The organism is Nocardia sp. NPDC059228 (assembly GCF_042754245.1).
Classification (GTDB): Bacteria; Actinomycetota; Actinomycetes; order Mycobacteriales; family Mycobacteriaceae; genus Nocardia.
In genome coordinates, this window is the sequence record NZ_JBHZAL010000005.1 from 340,433 (window position 1) to 360,254 (window position 19,822).

16 protein-coding genes, 2 tRNA genes and 1 pseudogene are annotated in these 19,822 nt (G+C 67.8%); 7 read left to right on the forward strand and 12 right to left on the reverse strand.

What is annotated here, in order from left to right:
* Positions 1-200 precede the first annotated feature (200 nt).
* The 3 genes from ACFXKA_RS11850 to ACFXKA_RS11860 all read right to left on the reverse strand — a co-directional run bounded on the left by ACFXKA_RS11850 (position 201) and on the right by ACFXKA_RS11860 (position 3,188).
* Positions 201-274 (reverse strand) — tRNA-Met (locus ACFXKA_RS11850).
* Between the two features lie 64 nt (positions 275-338).
* Positions 339-2,336 carry a YhgE/Pip family protein gene (locus ACFXKA_RS11855; RefSeq protein ID WP_379427160.1) on the reverse strand — a complete coding sequence of 666 codons (1,998 nt, stop codon included), beginning with the start codon at positions 2,334-2,336 and terminating at the stop codon, positions 339-341.
* Between the two features lie 93 nt (positions 2,337-2,429).
* Positions 2,430-3,188: a PP2C family protein-serine/threonine phosphatase gene (locus ACFXKA_RS11860; RefSeq protein ID WP_379427161.1), complete on the reverse strand. Its 759-nt coding sequence runs from the start codon at positions 3,186-3,188 to the stop codon at positions 2,430-2,432.
* Between the two features lie 128 nt (positions 3,189-3,316).
* Between ACFXKA_RS11860 and ACFXKA_RS11865 the strand changes: the two genes are divergently transcribed.
* Positions 3,317-3,460, forward strand: a complete 144-nt coding sequence (locus ACFXKA_RS11865) for a hypothetical protein (protein WP_379427162.1) — start codon at positions 3,317-3,319, stop codon at positions 3,458-3,460.
* Between the two features lie 157 nt (positions 3,461-3,617).
* On the opposite strand, the gene ACFXKA_RS11870 is transcribed toward ACFXKA_RS11865, so the two are convergent.
* Positions 3,618-3,691, reverse strand: a tRNA-Met gene (locus ACFXKA_RS11870).
* Between the two features lie 533 nt (positions 3,692-4,224).
* Here ACFXKA_RS11870 and ACFXKA_RS11875 point away from each other — a divergent pair.
* Entirely contained in the window at positions 4,225-4,764 is a 540-nt protein-coding gene (locus tag ACFXKA_RS11875; RefSeq protein ID WP_379427164.1) for a transglycosylase family protein, read from the forward strand.
* Positions 4,765-4,852: 88 nt separating this feature from the next.
* Here ACFXKA_RS11875 and ACFXKA_RS11880 read toward each other — a convergent pair whose 3' ends face one another.
* The gene (locus tag ACFXKA_RS11880) at positions 4,853-5,713 is read right to left on the reverse strand and encodes an NAD(P)H-binding protein (RefSeq protein WP_379427166.1); all 861 of its coding nucleotides are present in this window, start codon (positions 5,711-5,713) and stop codon (positions 4,853-4,855) included.
* A 121-nt stretch (positions 5,714-5,834) separates the two neighbouring features.
* Here ACFXKA_RS11880 and ACFXKA_RS11885 point away from each other — a divergent pair, with 121 nt between their 5' ends.
* Positions 5,835-6,971: an Lrp/AsnC family transcriptional regulator gene (locus ACFXKA_RS11885; RefSeq protein WP_379427167.1), complete on the forward strand. Its 1,137-nt coding sequence runs from the start codon at positions 5,835-5,837 to the stop codon at positions 6,969-6,971.
* Between the two features lie 194 nt (positions 6,972-7,165).
* Here the strand turns inward: ACFXKA_RS11885 and ACFXKA_RS11890 are convergent, their stop codons facing one another.
* Entirely contained in the window at positions 7,166-10,150 is a 2,985-nt protein-coding gene (locus ACFXKA_RS11890; RefSeq protein ID WP_354840441.1) for a UPF0182 family protein, read from the reverse strand.
* Positions 10,151-10,329: 179 nt separating this feature from the next.
* Here ACFXKA_RS11890 and ACFXKA_RS11895 point away from each other — a divergent pair, with 179 nt between their 5' ends.
* Positions 10,330-10,938 (forward strand): PPA1309 family protein, encoded by a 609-nt coding sequence (locus tag ACFXKA_RS11895; RefSeq protein WP_354840438.1) that lies wholly within the window; start codon positions 10,330-10,332, stop codon positions 10,936-10,938.
* A 6-nt stretch (positions 10,939-10,944) separates the two neighbouring features.
* Here ACFXKA_RS11895 and ACFXKA_RS11900 read toward each other — a convergent pair whose 3' ends face one another.
* Entirely contained in the window at positions 10,945-11,970 is a 1,026-nt protein-coding gene (locus ACFXKA_RS11900; protein ID WP_379427168.1) for a PDZ domain-containing protein, read from the reverse strand.
* An 85-nt stretch (positions 11,971-12,055) separates the two neighbouring features.
* On the opposite strand from ACFXKA_RS11900, the gene ACFXKA_RS11905 reads away from it, so the two are divergent.
* From ACFXKA_RS11905 to ACFXKA_RS11915, 3 genes are all read left to right on the forward strand, one after another.
* Complete coding sequence (locus tag ACFXKA_RS11905; protein ID WP_379427170.1) at positions 12,056-13,468, forward strand: zinc-dependent metalloprotease; 1,413 nt, start codon at positions 12,056-12,058, stop codon at positions 13,466-13,468.
* A gap of 111 nt (positions 13,469-13,579) precedes the next feature.
* On the forward strand, positions 13,580-14,440 hold the full coding sequence (locus tag ACFXKA_RS11910) for a TOMM precursor leader peptide-binding protein (protein WP_379427172.1): 861 nt from the start codon (positions 13,580-13,582) through the stop codon (positions 14,438-14,440).
* Positions 14,441-14,484: 44 nt separating this feature from the next.
* Positions 14,485-15,873, forward strand: a complete 1,389-nt coding sequence (locus tag ACFXKA_RS11915; RefSeq protein WP_354840817.1) for an AarF/UbiB family protein — start codon at positions 14,485-14,487, stop codon at positions 15,871-15,873.
* Between the two features lie 81 nt (positions 15,874-15,954).
* On the opposite strand, the gene ACFXKA_RS11920 is transcribed toward ACFXKA_RS11915, so the two are convergent.
* The 5 genes and pseudogenes from ACFXKA_RS11920 to ACFXKA_RS11940 all read right to left on the reverse strand — a co-directional run.
* Positions 15,955-16,296 carry a WhiB family transcriptional regulator gene (locus ACFXKA_RS11920; protein WP_379379392.1) on the reverse strand — a complete coding sequence of 114 codons (342 nt, stop codon included), beginning with the start codon at positions 16,294-16,296 and terminating at the stop codon, positions 15,955-15,957.
* A gap of 112 nt (positions 16,297-16,408) precedes the next feature.
* Entirely contained in the window at positions 16,409-16,771 is a 363-nt protein-coding gene (locus tag ACFXKA_RS11925) for a hypothetical protein (RefSeq protein WP_379427173.1), read from the reverse strand.
* Between the two features lie 153 nt (positions 16,772-16,924).
* A complete protein-coding gene (locus ACFXKA_RS11930) occupies positions 16,925-19,081 on the reverse strand; it encodes an ATP-dependent DNA helicase UvrD2 (RefSeq protein ID WP_379427218.1) in 2,157 nt (718 codons plus the stop codon).
* A 54-nt stretch (positions 19,082-19,135) separates the two neighbouring features.
* Entirely contained in the window at positions 19,136-19,597 is a 462-nt protein-coding gene (locus tag ACFXKA_RS11935; RefSeq protein ID WP_354840809.1) for a MarR family transcriptional regulator, read from the reverse strand.
* Positions 19,597-19,822: pseudogene (locus tag ACFXKA_RS11940) on the reverse strand (EVE domain-containing protein); the annotation flags it as partial. The gene ACFXKA_RS11935 and the pseudogene ACFXKA_RS11940, both read right to left, overlap by 1 nt.

Consider the following 19,822-nt stretch of genomic DNA (forward strand, 5'->3'; position numbering starts at 1 on the left):
ACTGCACGTCGTGGTCGGATCGACGTGACTGGCACCCTCGATCCAGTGAATCTTCTTGGGCCCCGCAGCCTTCTGGAAGGCAGCGCTCCGATGCAGGACATCAAGACAGCCAAACGTCATGAGGCACTGAACTTCCAGCTGCCCGCGCCGCCGGCTCGCGAAAAGGCCCGGAACCTGATGGTTCCGGGCCCTTTGCCTAGTAGCGGGGACAGGATTTGAACCTGCGACCTCTGGGTTATGAGCCCAGCGAGCTACCGAGCTGCTCCACCCCGCGTCGGTGAATACAACATTACACACGAGTGGGGAAGGGAACCTAATCGACTGGTCAGAGCCTTTTTTCAGGGTCGGGAGGGAATCGGGTGCAGGGGTTCGGTGGTGCGGTCGGCGGGGGCCGGATCGGGTACGGAGGCGGCGAGGTAGCGGGCGGCGATCATGATCGCCAGGGCGGCGGCGAGGATCAGGAGCAGGGCCGTGATGGAGGTCCAGAACATGCGGTCGTAGAGGGCGATGTCGGTGCGGATGATGGCTCGGCGGGCGAACGTCATGGGGGCGATGTCTTTGAAGGGGCGGAACAGGAGTGGGGTGGTGCCGGCGGGGAAGACGCCACCGAAGGCGAAGATTTGGAACATATAGAAGGAGAAGGCCGCGATGGAACCTGCGACGCGGCCGAAGAGCACGACGAACAGTTGCGCCGTCACCGCTGCCACCAGGCCGACGAGGGCGATGACGGCGACCATGGCGGGCCACTGTTGCGGGGACCAGCCGAGCCAGCCGCCGTAACCGGCGGCGAGGGCGGACAGGGCGATGACGCACGCCGCGCCGACCGCGGTGCCGCGCAGGACGGGGGCCGCGGCGCGCCGCCAGGGTGAGCGGCCGCGGGCGGCTCCGCGCAAGGGGCGCACCAGCATCCACAGGACGATGGCCGCGAGGAAGGAGCCCATCACGACGAGCACGGGGCCTGCGCCGCGGGCGATCTCCTTGTGGCTACGGTCGCCGTCGCGGACGAGCTGGCTGGGTTCCTGGTTGCGGATGTCCATGCTGACGGGCTGGGCCATGACGTCGGCCGAGGCATTGGGGTCGGCGATGTGGGGTGCGGCGGCCGCACCGTCGCGCAGGCCGTTGTCGAGCTGGGTTGCGCCGTCGCTCAATTGGGTGACGCCCGCCCGGAGGTCGCGGCCGCCGGCGACCAGCTGGTCCAGGCCCGTGGACAGGTCGTTCGCACCGCTGCCGAGTTGCACTGTGCCGTCACGCAATTGGGCGCTGCCATCGGCGAGGGCCAGCACGCCGGAGCGGTAGTCGGCTTTGGGATCGGTGAGCTGCCGGGCCAATTCCTTTGTGCCGTCCCGCAACTGGGTCAGCTGGCCGACGAGGGAATCGGGGTCGTCCGGCCGGGCCTGACCGATCAGGCTCTTCAGCTGGGTGACCGCGTCGGCCACCGCGGGGTCCGGGTTCCTGCCCAACTGGTCGAGCAGCGGATCGAGTTGCGCCGCGAGCCGCCCGGCGGGTTCGAGGGCATCCAGCAGCGGCGTGACGACCTGGTCCACACCATCGCGGATCTGCCGTGCCCCGGAGCCGAGTTGATCGGTGCCGGTGACCAATTGGTTCGCTCCGTCGGCGAGCTGGACCGCACCGGCATGGAGCTGGCCCGCGCCGGTCGCGAGTTGCGCCGCGCCGGTGGCGGCCTGATCGAATCCGGCGGTCAACTGGTCGGAGCCGTCGGCGAGCTGCGTGGTGCCCTGGGCCAACTGGGTCGCCCCCTTCGCGGCGTCGCCGAGGCCGGAGCCGAGACTGTTCACGCCGACCAGGATCTGACCGGCGTAACCACGCCCGATGGTGGCCGCGATCTGGTTCTGCGCCTCGGTGACAACACTATTGGCCACAGCCGGTCCCAGCGTGCCGTTGAAGTCGTTGTACCAGACCATGATCCGAGCATGCTGCGGCGCGGAATCGGTCACGCTCAGCACGTTCCGGGTGAAGTCGGCGGGAATGACGACCGAGAAGGCGTACCGGCTCTCCCGCAGCCCGCGCACCGCTTCCGCGCTGCTGACCCGGTGGAACTGGAGTTCACCGCTGGACACGAGATTGTCGAGAATCTCGGTACCCATGTTCTGGGCCTTGCCGTCGGAGATGCCGCCGGCATCGTCGCTGGCGACGGCGACCGGAATCTGCTTCAGGTACAGCTCCGGATCCCACATGATCCACATGTAGACCGCCGAGACCAGTGTCGGCACCACCAGGAGCAGCACGATCGTGGCCCGCGCGAATGTGGATCCCCACGGCTTGCGCCGGAGCAGACCGCCGAGGCGACTGCGGATGGATGTCGATCTGTCTGCCACGGCGAACCCCGATACTGCGCACTGCCAAAGTCGGGCCCAAGCTACCTGGTCACCCGTCCAGAATGTGCGAATTCGGGGAAATACCCGCCCGGCTCAGCGGCTCGCGTCCACCACCAGGGCGGTGGTGTTGTCGGTGCCGCCGCGACCGAGGGCCGTCCCCACCAGCGCCTCCGCCGCCTGACCCGCCGCAGTCCCGTGGGACAGAATCGACTTGATGAGCGGCATGTTGAGCTTCTTACCCACCCCGTCGGTGCACAGCAGCAGCCTGCCCGCGCTCGATCCGGTGGCCGCGCGCCCGATGTCGCCCGGCTGCACGGTCCGCACCGAGGTCGTGACCAGATGCCGCATACCCGGCAGCGGGTCCTGCCCGCGCGCCCGGAAGTACTCGGCGACAGTGTGATCGGTGGTCATGCGGTGCAGCACGCGGCCGTTCCACCGGTAGGCCCGGCAGTCACCCACCCAGGCGATATCGCAGGGACCGTCCAGCTGACCACTGCTCGGCAGCACCGCGACCACCAGCACACTGTCGGCGCTCGACTCGGGTAGCTCTCGCAGCAATTCCCGCTGCGCCGCCAGAATTCCGGCCTGCGCGCCGTCCCCGACCGCCGCCCGCGCCGCGGTCTGCGCCACCAGCCGCGCCGCCCGGGCCGCCGCCAGATGATCCCCTACCCCGTCCGCCACCACGAAAGCGCTGCGTCCCAGCCGGGCATCGGTGAACGTGGCGAACGCGTCCGCATTGATCGTGCGCCGCCCCAGCCGGCTCACCCCCGCCCCGGCCACCAGGCCGAGCCGCGCCTGCGCATCGGCGTCGCCAGCGGCGACATCTCCCACCTCGATGGCTTCGGTGTGCACGACCGGACCTCCTGGGACTCCGTCTCACGGGGTGCTGTCCTGCAGCACTACTTCATTCAACGGCCGAAACCCAAGCTCCGCTCCCGAAATGTCTGTGTGCTTGCTGAGTAATTCGAGAGGTTCACGAGGTGCTACGCCGCTACGCGCAGCGCAGCACACTCGTCCCGAACCTGCTCGACCCTGGTCATCCAGGGTTGCGGCCACTGGATCCAGCAGGGGCGCCGGACGAGATCAACGTCGCCATCCTGGCCTTCCTCGACAAGGTCGGCTGACACAAATTCCGCGCGACTCTCCGCCGCCCCCGATACCCCGGTGGAGAACCCCGGCCTGGCCTCCTGAGGCGACACATCGGATGCTCGCTGGCATGAACGGAGAGCCTCGAATATGCGAAAGGGCCCGGAACCTGATGGTTCCGGGCCCTTCGCCTAGTAGCGGGGACAGGATTTGAACCTGCGACCTCTGGGTTATGAGCCCAGCGAGCTACCGAGCTGCTCCACCCCGCGTCGGTGAACACAACATTACACACGGGCTAGGAGATGCACCAAATCGGCTGGTCAAGCCAGGTTCCGGGGCGGAAGACAGGCAGGTGAGCGAGGGTGGCGGAGCGAATCAGACCGGACGGTTGCCCTCAAAGCGGAGTGATCAGGGTGAAAATCTTCCATTTGAGAGTCTCGCGCGTACGTTTGGACGTTCATTCGAGCATGAAACGTGACCGGAGTCACAAATTCTTGGTGAGTTGAATCACATCACGGCCAGATAACAGACCACTCGGGATTGGCATTTACAGCATAGCCAACCTGCATCAACACCGGTTTTCGGGTCATTCACTTCATGCAATTCTGAAGTTATCAAGACGTGATCTGCCGAGATTTACTCGTTATGGTCAGTTGCGGCCCGGATCAAACCTGAGATGGGCTCCGACCCGAACCGCTGCACGCCGGAAACCCTGTCCCGCGGTCGGGCACCCCGACTCCTGGGGACAGGGACACGGTGGAGCATTTGCGCCGGGCCGGTCGGCACAGGGAGGGAAATCACCATGAAACAGAACCGGAAGATCAACACTCGCGTCCTCGGCCTCGCCGCCGTCACCGGCGCACTTGTTGCCGTCCCGTTCGGCTTCACCGCAACCGCCTCCGCCGCCCCGACCCACGACTGGGACGGCGTCGCCCAGTGCGAGAGCGGCGGCAACTGGGGTATCAACACCGGCAACGGCTACTACGGCGGTCTGCAGTTCTCGCAGAGCACCTGGGCCGCCAACGGCGGCGCCGGCCTCGCCTCCAACGCCAGCAAGGCCGAGCAGATCCGCGTGGCCGAGAACGTGCTGTCCACCCAGGGTGCCGGCGCCTGGCCGGTGTGCGGCCAGTACCTGCGCGCGGGCACCAGCGAGCCCGAGCCCCAGGCCGCCCCGGAGCCCGCAGCCCCGGCTCCCGCCCCCGCCCTCCCGACCGATCGCCAGGCCGTCATCGACCAGGCCAAGAGTGTTGCCGGCGGCCTTGCCCAGCAGTTCGGCGTGCAGGACCAGTACAACCAGGTCCTCCAGTCCAACGCCGCCCTCATCGAATCCTGCGGCAAATAACCCGAATCTCCTTCCCATACCGGAAGAAATGGAAAGGTGCTGCGTCAATGGCGACGCAGCACCTTTCGCTATTAGTAGGCAACAATTCTTATTGTGCGGCAGTAAATTCCGCACGATTATCGAGAGCCCATTCCTGAAAGGTTCGCGGTGACCGGCCCGTGACGTCCGCGACCGTCGGATGCACCACCGAGGTGAAGGACTCCAGCGCCGTGGCGCGCAGGGCCATGATGGCGGCGGCCAGCTCCGGCTCCACCCCGAAGCGCAGCAGATCCGCCCGCGCCCGGTCGGCCGAGATCTCCTCGAAACGCAGTGGCCTGCCGAGGATTTCTGCGAGAGTCGCGGTCTGCTCGCCCGGCGAGAGCGCCTGCGGACCGGTCACCGTGTAGACCTGACCGGCATGGCGCGCCGGGTCGGCGAGCGCCGCAACAGCGACGGCGGCGATATCGCGCGGATCCACCACCGCGATGCGGCCCTGGCCGAAAGGCGCACGGACGGTGCCGGATTCACAGATCGAGGGCGCCCAGTGCAGTGCGTTGGACATGAATCCCATGGGACGAACCATGGTCGACGCGACCCCGCTCGCGCGCAACGCGTCCTCGCCGGCGCGATGCCAGGCGGGGATCGGGTCGGTCGCGGCCGCGTCACCGGCTCGCCCCGACGACAGCTTCACGATGTGCTCAACGCCCGCGGCCACGGCGGCCCGGGCGAGATTCGCGTCGTGCGTGGGGATCTCGGGGCCCGCTGTCGACAGGAAGACGCCGCGGACACCGGTCAGCGCGGTAGGCAGGCTGTCCGCGTCGCCGAGATCGGCACGCACGACCTCGACACCGGCGGGCAGGCCGGCCGACTCGGGGCGGCGCGTGACGGCCCGCACCGGCAGACCCTCGACCAGCAGGCGATCGACCACCGCGCGGCCGACAGTGCCGGTGGCTCCGGTCACGAGAAACATGGGTACTCCGTTCATCGGTGGGGGCGGGTGTGTCCCGCTCCTTCATCCTGCGAACGGCGCGGAATAGCGGCTATCCAGCGCCTATGGATTGCGGATATTTTCCGTATCAGGCTGATCTGCAATGATTTCTTCCATGCTGGACGAGGTGGATCGCGGCGTTGTCCATGCCCTGCACATCGATGGACGCGCGCCCTTCAACCGCATCGGCGAGGTGCTCGGTGTCTCGACCCAGACCGTCGCCCGCCGCTACCGCCGCCTGCGCGCGGAGTTCGGGCTGCGGGTGGTCGGGCTGCCGGACCCGGGGCGCACCAGCACCACCCAGTGGCTGGTCCGGCTCACCTGCACCCCGGCGGCCGCGCGAAAATTGGCGCAGGCCTTGGCGAAACGCGGCGACACCAGCTGGGTGATGCTCACCTCCGGCGGCACCGAAATCTTCCTCATCGTCGACGGCCCCGGTCTCGACGCACCCGCGCTGCTGCTCGACGACCTTCCCCGAACCTCGGCGATCACCGGAATTTCCGCGCACTACGTACTGCACACCTACCTCGGCGGCCCGACCGCCTGGCCCGGTCGACTCACCACGCTGGACGCCGAGCAACGCCGGAAACTACTGTCACACAACAATTTAGGCCCTGATTCGCCGTCTGCCCCGGCCGCAGCGATCTCTTCCGCCGACAACGGCCACCCGGTTGCGACGACCGGGACGCATATATCAACCGGGCGCGCCGAGATGCACAGCTCGAACTCGTCCGGCGCCGACCGGGAGCCGAATTCCCGGGCCCGCGTTCGCAAACCGGTCTCCCCCACCGACGCGCCACTGTTCTCGGCATTGCGTGCCGATGGCCGCGCGACCTTGGCGGACCTGGCTGCCGCCACCGGCTGGTCACCGTCCACGGTGGCGCGGCGCATCGCCGAGCTGCGTGCTGCCGGCGCGCTCTATCTGGATGTCGACATCGACGATCGCGTCTTCGGCGTCACCACCCGCGCCCTGCTGTGGGCGACCGTCGCTCCGGGTCAGCTCCACGCGGTCGCCGAATCCCTGTCCCAGCACGAGGAATTGGCGTTCGTCGCCGCCACGACCGGCCGCACCAACCTGATCGCCGAGGCCCTCTGCCCCGACCCGGCCGCACTGCACCGCTATCTGACTCGCCGCCTGGGATCCTTCGACGCCATCCACGCGCTCGAGACCACCCCGGTCCTCTACACGGTCAAGTCGACCGCGCCTCCGACTGCGCTCACCTCTCGACCCGGTAGCTGAAATCGGAAGCGCCCCAGCCACACCGCCCACCTCGGCATGCAACACGAGCCGGAAGGATGCGCGATACACCCCACGCCCGCAAGGTCGCCGAGGCGCGCGTGGACAACCCCGCGACCGCACCGCGAGACATCGACCCCAGGAATGCGAAAGGCGCTGTCACCCACAGGTGACAGCGCCTCGCGCTAACGGGTCAGTTACCCGCCCGTCTTCTCGTAGTTGTTCACGGCGATCTGCAACTGCTCCAGCGCCTTGCCCAGTTGGCCCAGGTCGCCGGACTTCTGTGCGTCCTGAACCGCCCTCAAGGCGTCGTCGAGTTGCTTGACCGCCGCATCCTTGCCGGCGGACCCGTTGGCCGGGGGTGTCGCCGGTGTGGTCGGCGGCGTCGCGCCCTGGGCCGGCGGAGTGGCCGCCTGTCCCGGCTGATCGGTTGCGGCACTGCCGGTTCCGGGTAGCACCTGGTCGAGCGCTTCCTTGACCGTCGATCCGTAGCCGACCTTGTCGCGGTAGCTGGCCAGCACCTTCACCAGCTGCGGGAAGGACGGCGCGTTGGGCCCGCCGGTATTGCGTTCCAGATACCAGGGTTCGACGTACAGGATGCCGCCGTCACCGACCGGCAGGGTCAGCAGATTGCCGTATTTGATCTTGTTGACATTGCCACCGGTCAGCAGGTTCCGGTCTCGGGACACTTGATCGGCCGTCGTCATGGACGTCTGCGTCTGGCCCGGGCCCGGCGTCTGTGAATCCGCGGGCAGCTTCAAAACGGTGATCTTGCCGTAGTTGTCGGGATCCGAATGCGCCTGGATGTAGGCGGACAGGAAGTTCCGCTTGTAACCCACCATCACACTGGTCAGATTGAACTGCGACTTCCCGGTCTTCGTATCACCGAGCAGGACGTAGTACGGCGGTTGATGCGCCCCGCTGGCCGCGCCCTCCTGGGTCGGATCATTGGGCACCGACCAGAAGGCGTTGTTGGTGAAGAACTCTCGCGGATCATCCACGTGGTACTTCGCCAGCATCTCGCGCTGCACCTTGAACAGGTCCTCCGGGTAGCGGAAGTGCGCGCGCAGCTCGTCGGAGATGGCGCTCTCCGGCTTCACCGCGTTCGGGAACACACCCATCCACGCCTTCAGTACCGGATCGGTCTTGTCCACCTCGTACAGGCTGACGGTGCCGTCGTACGCATCGACGGTGGCCTTCACCGAGTTCCGGATGTAGGAGACCTCCTTGCGGGGTAGTAGACGCCCCGTGGTCTGGTCGATGGAGTCCTCGACGACGCCGTCCAGCGAGGTCTTCTGCGCGTACGGGTAGTTGTCGAGGGTGGTGTAGGCGTCCACGATCCAGACGATGCGGCCCTTCACTACGGCCGGGTACACATCGCCGTCGGCGGTCAGCCACGGCGCCACCTGGGTGACGCGGTCGCGCGGATTGCGATTGAAGATGATCTTCGAATCCGGTCCGATGGCGCCCGAGAACAGGATGTTGCGCTCGGCGTACTTGGCCGCGAAGGCCAGCCGGTTGAACCAGTTGCCGAGCGGCACGCCGCCCGCGCCGTCGTAGGTGAACTGGTCGGTGGGGGTGTCGTATTCGCGCTTGGGCTGGTTGTTGCTGCCCACGATCGCGTAGTCGGCATCCGACTTGGAGATCAGCTCGCCGTAGTAGATGCGCGGCTGATCGACCGGGATGGCCTGCTCTTCCTTGGGCGTGAACAGGTCGCTGACCGTCTTCTTGTCGCCGACATTGAACACCGGATAGCCGTACCCGCCACCGGAATCACTGCCCGCGGACTGACCGGCCTGCTGGGATTCCTTGGGCGGAGCCGCGTTCACCTTGTTGGCGGGCGAAGCCACGAAGCCGTTGCCGTGCGTGTACACGGTGTGCTTGTTGATCCAGTCGGTCTGGTTACCGGACAGGTTCTGCGGCTGCAGCTCGCGCGCGGCCACAATGTAATCGCCCATCTCACCGTTGATGGTGTAGCGGTCGATGTCGAGCGGATCCGGGAAGCCGTAGAAGTTCTGCAGCTGCAAATTGCGCTGAATGAACGTCTGGGTCAGCAGGTTCGGGTCCAGCAGCCGGATGTTCTTGATTGTCTGCTGGTCGGCGGGCACGGTGACCGGGTCCTTGGTCGCCTCGCCCTTGTAGTCGACGTACTGGACCTTGTCCTGGGTGAGTCCGTAAGCCTCGCGGGTGGCCTCGATATTGCGTTCGATATAGGCCTGTTCCTTGGTGGCCGCGTTCGGGCGCACCGAGAACTGCTCCACCAGTAGCGGCCACACCGCGCCCACCAGCACCGAGGACAGCACCAGCAGCGCCGCCGCCATGGCCGGAATCCGCAGGTCGCGCAGCACGACTCCGGCGAAGAAGGCGATGGCGCAGATGACCGCGATGGACAGCAGGATCAGCTTGGCCGGCAGCACCGCGTTGATATCGGTGTAGGAGCCACCGGTGAAGGTCGGCTCCTTGCGGGTGCTCGACAGCAGCGCGTAGCGGTCCAGCCAGTACGCGACCGCCTTGAGCAGCACGAAGAGTCCGGCCAGGATGGCCAGCTGCACGCGCGCCGAGGTGCTCAGCGTGCCCTCGCGGCCGGACAGCCGCAGCCCGCCGAAGACGTAGTGCGCCACCAGGTTCGCGAAGAAGGCGATCACCACGGAGACGAACAGCCAGTTCAGCACCATCCGATAGAACGGCAGGTCGAAGGCGTAGAAGCCGACGTCCAGATGGAACTGCGGATCCTTGACCCCGAAGGAGCTGCCGTGCAGGAACAGCTGGACCGTCACCCAGCTCGACTGTGCCACCAGACCCGACAGCACGCCGATGAGCACCGGGATGCCGATACCGAAAAGGCGCAGCCGGCTCATCACCGTCGTCCGGTAGCGGGCGATCGGATCGCCGGGTCCGTTCATCGGCACGAACACCGGCCGCGACCGGTACGCCAGCAGCAGCGCCAGCCAGATGATGACGGCCACGACCACCGCGACCACCAGGAACAACAGGATCCGGGTGAACAGCACGGTGGTGTAGACGTTGCGGAATCCCACCTCCCCGAACCACAACCAGTTGGTATAGGCGTCGGTGAGCCGGGGCCCGACCAGTAACAGTGCGGCCAGCACCAGCGCCGTGACGAGCAGAATGCGGCTGCGTCGCGACAGCGAAGGTAAGCCGGTCGGGGGGCGCATGCCCACGATGCCACTCTCCCAGGTCCGGCGACGCCCCGGCCGGGATACCGGCACGCAGCGTCGCAGTCCGATGATGCGAGTTGGTCCCAGGGGACCGTTCGCGCCCCACTCTACGTAAAACGCCCGCCGCGCGGCCCAACACCTGCCGCGTGGGCCGGACATGAGCGGGATGCGAGGATTGCCGGGTGAATCCTGAGCAGTGGGCGGCCTCGGCCCTGTACCGGTGTATCCGGGAAGTCGCGGAATATGTCGACGGCGAAGGCTGGGACCGCCCGCCGCAGATGTTCGCCCTGGTACCGACCGCGGACCTGGCGGCCGCCGAACCCGCCCTGCTGGATCAGCTGGACGAGCAGGACGCCCTGACTCCCATCGCGCAGGAACCCTTCCCCGAGGACATCGCGGGCGAGGCCGACGCCATGGCGCTCGACGAGTTCCTCGCCACCACCAGCTGGCCGCCGTCGGTCGAGGGCTGTGTACTGGTACAGCAGATCGTGGTGCTGCCGCCGGCCGCCGAGCAGACCCTCGACGATGCCATCGCTCCCCTGCTCGCCGACCGCGACGCCGCCGACCAGGCCGCCCGCCGCGCGGCCATGACCCACGCCGAGCGCCGCGACGCCCGCCTGTTCGTCGGTGTCCTGCGCGACGGCACCTCGCTGTCGCTGCTGCAGGTCCGCCCCAGCGAGGAGGACGAGGATCCCTTCGGCGACCTCGATCTGCGTACCGCCCCCAACCTCGCCCCGAATCTCGTCGAAGCCCTGCGCCACACGCTGGAGAACGATCCCGACGACTTCTGAACGAGGTCAGCCGCAGCTGGTGACTTCCTTGCCCGCGTTGATGTCCTCGAGCGATTGGACTGCGCCGGACAGGTTTTCGACCTTGACCAGGCGCAGGCCCGCGGGCGTGCGCTGAGCGGCCTCATTGCAGTTGGCGGCCGGGACCATGAAGGTCTCGGCGCCGGCTTCGCGGGCGGCGATCATCTTGTACTGGATGCCGCCGATCGGGCCGACCTTGCCGTCGGGGTCGATGGTGCCGGTGCCCGCGACGAACTTGCCGCCGGACAGGTCACCGGTGGTGAGCTTGTCGATGAGGGCCAGGGTGAACATGAGCCCCGCCGACGGGCCGCCGATCTCGCCGAGGTTGAAGTCCACCTTGATCGGGCCCTTGTTGATCTCGTCGGGAGTGATGCCGAGGTAGCCCTTGCCGGAATCGTCGGGGCGCGCGCCCAGGGTGATCTCGGCGGTCTGCTCGACGCCGTCGCGGCGGACCACCACGGGGATGGTGGTGCCGGGCTTGGCCGAGGAGACCGCGGTCACAACGTCTTTGGTGGTGGCGATCGGCTTACCGTCGATGCTGACGATCTCGTCGCCCTTCTTCAGCATGTCCTTGGCCGGGCCGTCGTCGGCGACATTCGCCAGCTGCACCGCGGTCGGCAGCTTCAGATAGTTGAGGGCCGCCAATTCCGCGGAGTCCTCGGAATCCTTGAACTGCTGCTGATTGGATTTGTCGACATCATCACGCGACTGTCCCGGCGGATAGACCTCCGCGCGCGGCACCAAACCGTGCTGGCCGTCGATCCACAAGCCGATCGCCTCGAAAATATTCAGCCGATCGCGAACGGAGACGGTCGTCATATTGAGATTGCCGGATACCGGTTTCACCGGCGCGCCCTGCACGTCGACCACCTGTTTTCCGTCGACTTCGCCCAGCGTATTGAAGGTCGGCCCTGGTCCGAGCGCCACGAATGGAACGGTGACGACACTGCCAAGTATGCCCAGCGCCAGAATCGGGACCAGGGCGGCGAGCAGGGTGAATATCCGACGGTTCACGCGGCCAAGGGTACTGGTCATCGAGGCCATTGCCGCGCTCCGCTCGGCGGTTCGCGTGATCCGCGGCTCCAGTACCGTAGTGGGTATGAGTGATTTTCCGTTCGGATTCTCGAATCGCGACGACGATCCGGAGCGCAAGCCCGGGGACGAGTCCAGCGGTTCTGGTGCGAACAACCCGTTCGGATTCGCCACGGGCGGTCCGGGCGGCGGCGGATTCGATCCCTCGCAACTCGGTCAGATGCTGACGCAGCTGGGTGCCATGTTCTCGAGCATGGGACAGCCGGGCGCACAGACCGGTCCGGTCAATTACGACATCGCCAAGCGGCTGGCCCGCCAGCAGCTCGGGTCCAGTGTCCCGCCCGTCTCCTCCGGCGCGCAGAGCGCTGTCGCCGACGCGGCGCACCTGGCGGAGCTGTGGCTCGACGCCGCCACCACCTTCCCCGCGGGCGCGACCAAGACCGTCGCGTGGACCGCCAACGACTGGATCGAGGAGACGCTGCCCACCTGGAAGCGGCTGTGTGATCCGGTGGCCGAACAGGTTTCGGGCATGTGGACCGCCACGCTCCCGGCCGAGGCCAAGGAATTCGCGGCGCCGATGTTCGGAATGCTCGGCCAGATGGGCGGACTCGCATTCGGTTCGCAGCTGGGCCAGGCCCTGGGCCAGCTCGCCAAGGAGGTGCTGACCTCCACCGATATCGGCCTGCCGCTGGGTCCCGACGGCACCGCGGCACTGCTGCCCGCGGCCATCTCGGAATTCAGCGCCGGGCTCGAGCAGCCGGAGAGCGAGATCCTGGTCTACCTGGCGGCCCGCGAAACCGCGCACCAGCGGCTGTTCGCGCACGTGCCGTGGCTGCGCCAGCAGGTGCTGGGCGCGGTCGAGGACTACGCGCGCGGCATCAAGATGGACTTCTCGGCCATCGAGCAGGCCGCCCAGAACCTGGATCCCATGGCGCTGGCGCAGGATCCGTCGAAGCTGGAAGAGCTGCTGTCGCAGGGCACGTTCGAACCGCAGACCACCCCCGAGCAGAAGGCCGCGCTGGAGCGACTGGAGACGCTGCTGGCCCTGATCGAGGGCTGGGTGGAGACCGTGGTCAGCGACGCCGTGGGCGATCGGCTGCCCGGCGCGGGCGCGCTGGCCGAGACGCTGCGCCGTCGTCGCGCCACCGGCGGGCCGGCCGAGCAGACCTTCGCGACCCTCGTCGGCCTGGAGCTGCGGCCGCGCAAGGTGCGCGAGGCCGCGGCGCTGTGGCGCCGGCTGACCACCGACGCCGGGCTGGAGAAGCGCGACGGCGTGTGGGCGCACCCGGACCTGCTGCCCGACTCCTCCGACCTGGACGCCCCGGCGGGCTTCATCGATTCGGTGCTGGGCGGCGGCGCGGCGGTGTTCGACGATCCGCTGGCGCAGCTGGCCGAGACGGAGGCGCGGGAGCGCGCCGAAAAGGAAGGCAAGGGCGAGGATGCCACCGGCGACAAGCCCGAGGGCGACGCCACCGCCTGACCTGTGGATGGGCGCAAGGCCCTGACCCGAGTTGTGGATAACCCGTGAAAGCGCTGATGAACAAGCGTTTTCGCGGGTTTCGGCGTTTCCGGGAGCATGCACGCTGATGGCATGACGACTGTGCTGCCGACCCGTGGACCGATGCTCCATCCTCGAATCACCGTGCTGGTGCGCCCGAACGGCGCGGTCCAGCTCGGCTGGGATCCCGAGCACGCGGTCATCCTGCAACCGCCGGGGCCGATCGAGGCGGTGCCCGCGCTGCTGCGGCTACTGGACGGGTCCCGCACCGAGGCCGAGATTCTCTGGCGGGCACGGGAATTGGGATTCGGGACCGATAGCGCGCAGTCGCTGCTCGACCAGATGGCGGCCGCGGAGTTGCTGGCCGCGGATGAGCCGCGGGCACGATTGCGGAAGGTACGGGTCCACGGCCGCGGGCCGCTGGCGGACGCACTGCTGGACGGCCTGCGCCGAATCGGCCTGCGGGCCAAGCACTCCCACGCGCGCTACGGAGAGCCGGGCATCGAGAGTCTCGAGGCGGATCGGCCGGATCTGCTCGTGCTGTCCGACACGCTGGTCCCGGATCCCGCCCTGGTGGCCGCGCTCATGCGCCGCCGCATTCCCCATCTGCAGGTCCGTATCCGCGATGGGCGCGGGATCGTCGGCCCGCTGGTGCTGCCGGGCGAAACCGGTTGTCTGCGTTGCGCGGACCTGTATCGCGCCGAGTCCGAACCGGCGTGGCCGCAACTGGCGGCGCAATTGCTGGGGCGGGTCGGGTACGCGTCCCCGGCGGGGGTGGCCATGACCGCGGCCCTGGCGCTGAAGGAGATCGAGACCGTGTCCTCCGGCCGAGCGGAGCACCCACCGGCCACGCTGCACGCCACGCTCGAATGGGATCCGGAGATTCCGCACCTGGATCGGCGTCCGTGGCCCGTCCATCCGAACTGCGGTTGCCATGAAAGCGCGGTGGTGTGATGGAAACCACTATTGCCGCCAACCCGGAAGAACACCCCAATCCCATGGCGAACCGTCTGGGACATCGGCATGATGGGAACGTGTCAGAGATTGTGAGCAAGCGCTCTTCCCGCAATGCCAAGCTGGCCAAGATTCCACTCGGCATCGCAGGGCGGGCGGCCGTGGGTTTCGGCCGCAAACTTGCCGGGGGAGACAAGCAGGAGATCAACGCCGAGCTGAATCAGAAGGCCGCCGAACAGCTCTTCGCCGTGCTCGGTGAGCTCAAGGGCGGCGCCATGAAGTTCGGTCAGGCGCTGTCGGTGATGGAGGCCGCCGTCCCGGAGGAGTTCGGCGAGCACTATCGCGAGGCGCTCACCAAGCTGCAGGCCGCCGCGCCGCCCATGCCGGCCGCGGCCGTGCATCGCCAGCTGGACCAGCAGCTGGGAACCGGCTGGCGGCAACGCTTCCGGGAATTCGACGACGCGCCCACCGCCTCGGCCAGCATCGGCCAGGTGCACAGGGCGATCTGGTCCGACGGCCGGGTGGTCGCGGTGAAGGTGCAGTACCCGGGCGCCGACGAGGCGCTGCGCGCCGATCTCAAGACGCTCAACCGGATGGCGGGCATGATGAGCGCGCTCATTCCGGGCGCCGATATCAAGCCGATTCTCGCCGAGATCAGTGAGCGCACCGAGGAGGAGCTGGATTACCGGATCGAGGCCGGGCACCAGCGCCAGTTCGCCCGGGCCTACGAGGGGCACCCGCGCTTTCTGGTGCCGAAGGTGGTGGCCAGCGCACCGAAGGTGATCGTCACCGAGTGGCTGGACGATGCCACCCCGGTCTCGAAGATCATTCAGCGCGGCATGGCGGACCCGGCCGGCACGGTCGACCTGCGCAATCGGACTGCCTCGCTGATGGGCGAATTCCATTTCAGCTCACCGTCGATCGCGGGCCTGCTGCACGCCGATCCGCATCCGGGCAATTTCATGGTGCTCGAGGACGGTCGCCTCGCGGTCATCGACTACGGCGCCTGCGCTCCCCTGCCCAATGGCTTCCCCAAGATCCTGGGCCAGATGGTGGCGTTCGAGGTCCAGGAGCGCTACGACGAACTGACGGCGCTGCTGCACGACAACGGCTGGGTCATCCCCGGCAAGACCGTGAGCATCCAGGAGATCCAGGACTACCTGCGCCCCTTCACCGACCCCATCAAAACCGAAACCTTCCACTTCACCCGCCGGTGGATGCAGCGCGTGGCGGGCAAGGCCACCGACATCTCCAACGCCGACATGATGAAAACCGCTCGCTCCCTGCAACTCCCGGCAGAACACGTGATGATCTTCCGAGTCCTCGGCGGCTCGGTAGGGATCTGTGCCCAGCTCGACGCCGAAATCCCCTTCATGAAGCTCATGAACGACTGGGTCCCCGGCTACGTCGAGACCCTTCGCGCCGCGAGCTGAATTCCCCTGCGACGCAAAACGACCCGCCTACCGTCTGGTAAGCGGGTCGTATGCGTTCTACTCCCCCGGAAGCCGGGGCGGTCATGCCACCGCGACCTTGCGCGGGCGGCCACGCGGGCGCTTGCGGGCGATCACGACACCCTGGTCGAAGATCTCACCGCCCCAGACACCCCAGGGCTCACCGCGATCCAGTGCGGCCGACAGGCAGCCCTGGCGGATCGGGCAGGACGCGCACAGCGCCTTCGCCTCTTCCAGCTGGGCGGGGGCCTCGGCGAACCAGAGGTCCGGGTTGCCGACTCGGCAGGGCAGGGTGATGGTGACTCCCCGGCGGGTGCGGGTAGTCGTGTTGGCCACGGTGTTGCGGCATGTCACTCGTTCACGGATGACCGTGGTGGACACGTCGGGCTCCTTCAGCTCGTGCATCGGTCGTTCGGTGTTTCGCGAAACCGGTGCCGGTGGCTGCAGGGCCGATAAAACTGTGGCCACGGTTTCGCGGGGTTCGCGATCCGTGGCCAGGAGGTCTGGGAGTGATTCCCTACCTGAGTCGACTTCGGTGTCGACTCCTGATCACGGTCGCTGGGTCGGTAGTGCGGGGACGGGCTGCCAGCAGATGCACCGGACGCTCGGTTCCGGTTGCGACTGCGAGGGTTTCGACGGCCGCGTACACGGCAGCCGGGTGCCAGTCACCCTTGGGCTTGTCCTGCTTGATCACGATCTGCTGATCCGCTTGGGCTTTGCTTGCAAAGACCTGAAGACCAAGATCGCCATTCACGCCGGACATACGAATCCCCTTGGGCGCGAGGATCCCCCGGGAGACGGACGCGACGGACATGACGCATGCCGTCGCTGAACGGCCGGCGATGTTGCCGGTCGAAACGAAGCTCGGAATGTTGTTCATCGGTCTGCCTCCCTCCTTCACTCGTAGCGATCAGTGCTTGGAACACGCGGGTTCTTCCCCGGTGCGTGAGAACCACACTAGGTATCTATACGGATGCACACAACCTATTTTTGACCTGCGGTTTCAGGGGCTTGCACACATTCTTCGCACGGGCTAGGAAGAGTCCCGTAGCCGCGATCGGACGATCGCGAGGACATCCGCCCCGTATGTCTGCAGTTTCTTGGCCCCGATGCCGGGGATCGCGACCAGGGCTCGGTCGTCGGCCGGGCGCTGTTCGGCGATGGCGGTCAGGGTCGTATCGCTGAATACCACAAAATGTGGCAGTGACAGCTCCTCGGCCTTCTCGCGCCGCCATTCCTTCAGCGCTTCGAGCAATTCCGGGTCGATGTCGGCGGGGCAGCGCGAGCAACGGCCGAGCATGGTGGCCTGCGTATTCAGCAGCGGCCGACCGCAAATGCGGCAGGTCGGGTGGACGCGCTTGGGACCGCTGCGGCGCTCGGTGGTGTGGGCGGCGATGCGCGAGGCCGGGGAGTCGTCGGGGACCAGGCCGACGAGGAAGCGGGAACGACGGCGCACCTTGCGGCCGCCCGCGGAACGGGCCAGGGCCCAGGACAATTGGAGGTGTTCGCGCGCGCGGGTGACGCCGACGTAGAGCAGGCGGCGTTCCTCCTCGAGGGCGGCCTCGTCGGAAACCGTTGCGTCCGGGCCGAGTACGTGCTGGATGGGCAGGGTGCCGTCGGCCAGGCCGACCAGGAAGACGGCGTCCCACTCCAGACCCTTGGCAGCGTGCAGCGAGGCCAGGGTGACACCCTGCACGGTCGGTGGGTGCCGGGCCTCGGCGCGGGCGGCCAGCTCGCGCAACAGACCGGTCAATTCCAGGTCCGGATCCTGTTCGGCGAGTTCCTCGGTGAGCTGGACCAGCGCCATCAGCGAGGACCAGCGTTCGCGGGCCTGGGCGCCGACCGGCTCCTCCTTGGTGAGCCCGACCTGGGCCAGCGCCGCGCGCACCAGGGTGACCAGCTTCTCGCCGCGGGCATCGGGCAGGTCGTCGCGATTGGCGGCGATGCGCAGCGCCGACACCGCCTGCCGGACCTCGGGCCGGTGGAAGAAACCCTCGCCGCCGCGTACCTGATACGGGATGCCCGCCTCGGTGAGCGCCTGCTCGTAGACCTCCGATTGCGCGTTGATGCGATAGAGGATCGCGATTTCCGCTGCGGGAACACCGTTTTCGAGCAGTTTCGCCGCCGCCTTGGCGACGGCGGCGGCCTCGGCGGGCTCGTCGTCGAATTCGGCGAAGGTCGGTTCCGGGCCGTCGGCGCGCTGGCCGATGAGCTGCAACCGGGTGCCCGCGATGCGGCCGCGGGCCGCACCGATCACCCGGTTGGCCAGTGACACCACCTGCGGGGTGGAGCGATAGTCGCGTTCCAGGCGGACCACGGCGGCGTCGGGGAAGCGGCGGGAGAAGTCGAGCAGATAGGCCGGGCTGGCTCCGGTGAAGGAGTAGATGGTCTGGTTGGCGTCGCCGACCACGGTCAGGTCGTCGCGATCGCCGAGCCAGGCGTCGAGCACCCGCTGCTGCAGCGGGGTGACGTCCTGGTACTCGTCCACCACGAAACACCGGTAGCGGCCGCGGAACTCCTCGGCCACCGACGAGTAGTCCTCGAGCGCGGCCGCGGTGTGCAGCAGCAGATCGTCGAAATCGAGTAGCAGCCCGTCGGGGGTGTTCTTCAGGGCCTCGTAGTAGGTGTAGACCGCCGAGACCTTCTTCGCCTCGTAGGGCACATCGCGGTGGCGGCGGGCCGCCTCACCCGCATAGTCCTCGGGCGCGACGAGCGAGCCCTTGGCCCATTCGATCTCGCCGATCAGGTCGCGCAGGCTGTCGGTGTCGGTGGGCAGCCCGGCCCGGCCGGCGGCCTGGGCCACGATGGGGAACTTGCCGTCGATCAGCCGCCACGGCACCTCGCCGACCACCTGCGGCCAGAAGTATTTGAGCTGCCGCAGCGCCGCGGCATGGAAGGTCCGCGCCTGCACCTGCCCGGCCTCACCGCTCAAACCCAGTGCCCGCAGCCGATTGCGCAGCTCCCCCGCCGCGCGGGCGGTGAAGGTCACCGACAGCACCTGGTCGGCACGCACATGCCCGGCCGAGACCAGGTGCGCGATGCGATGGGTGATGGTGCGCGTCTTGCCGGTGCCGGCGCCCGCCAGCACGCAGACCGGTCCCCGGGGTGCGCGCACGGCCGCGGCCTGCTCGGCATCGAGTTCGTCGAGCCGGAGCTGGGCCTGGGTGGTCGCGGCAGTCACGCGGTCCATCATGACAGTGCCCTCCGACAGGTGTGGTGGCCCCGCTGCCGTGGGAGACCTGGACTAGCCGCGGTCGCGGAGTTGGCGTAATGCCGCGGTGAAGCGGGGGGTGCGGTCGCCGAGGGGGGCGAAGAAGTCGCGGTCGCAGGCTTCGACGGCGCCGATCGCCCGATTGACCAGGGCCGCACCGGATTCGGTGGGGAGGAGGGATTTGGCGCGGCGGTCGGTGGGATGGTCGCGGCGTTCCAGCAGGCCCTTCTGTTCCAGGGTGCGCAGCACCTGGGAGGTCATCATGGGGTCGGTGGCGGCCTGGTGGGCGACATCGCGCTGGGTGACCGGCTCGCCGCCCGACCGGCCGGTCAGCCAGGTCAGGGCGGCGAGCAGGACGAACTGGACGTGGGTCAGGTCGAAGGGGGCCAGTGCCGCGCGTTGCGCGGCCTGCCAGCGGTTGGTCACCTGCCAGAGCAAGAGACCGGGGCTTTCGTCGGCGTGCTCGAATTCGGTGTGCAATCCGTCATTCGCCATCACTGCCCGACCATAGCGCGGGAGATGAGGTCGAAGTCGTGGGCGGTGAGCTCGACCAGGCCGCGGCGCAGCACGATCCCCCAGTTGGGGACGCTGGTCAGGTCGAGCTCGGTGCGCAGGTCGTCGATGGCGACCTGGCGGGCCGGGGGGGTCGGTTCGACCCCGCGCCGCCCCGGGCCGCCACAACCCCCCACATACATCAACACCCACGCCGCGGCCGAGCGG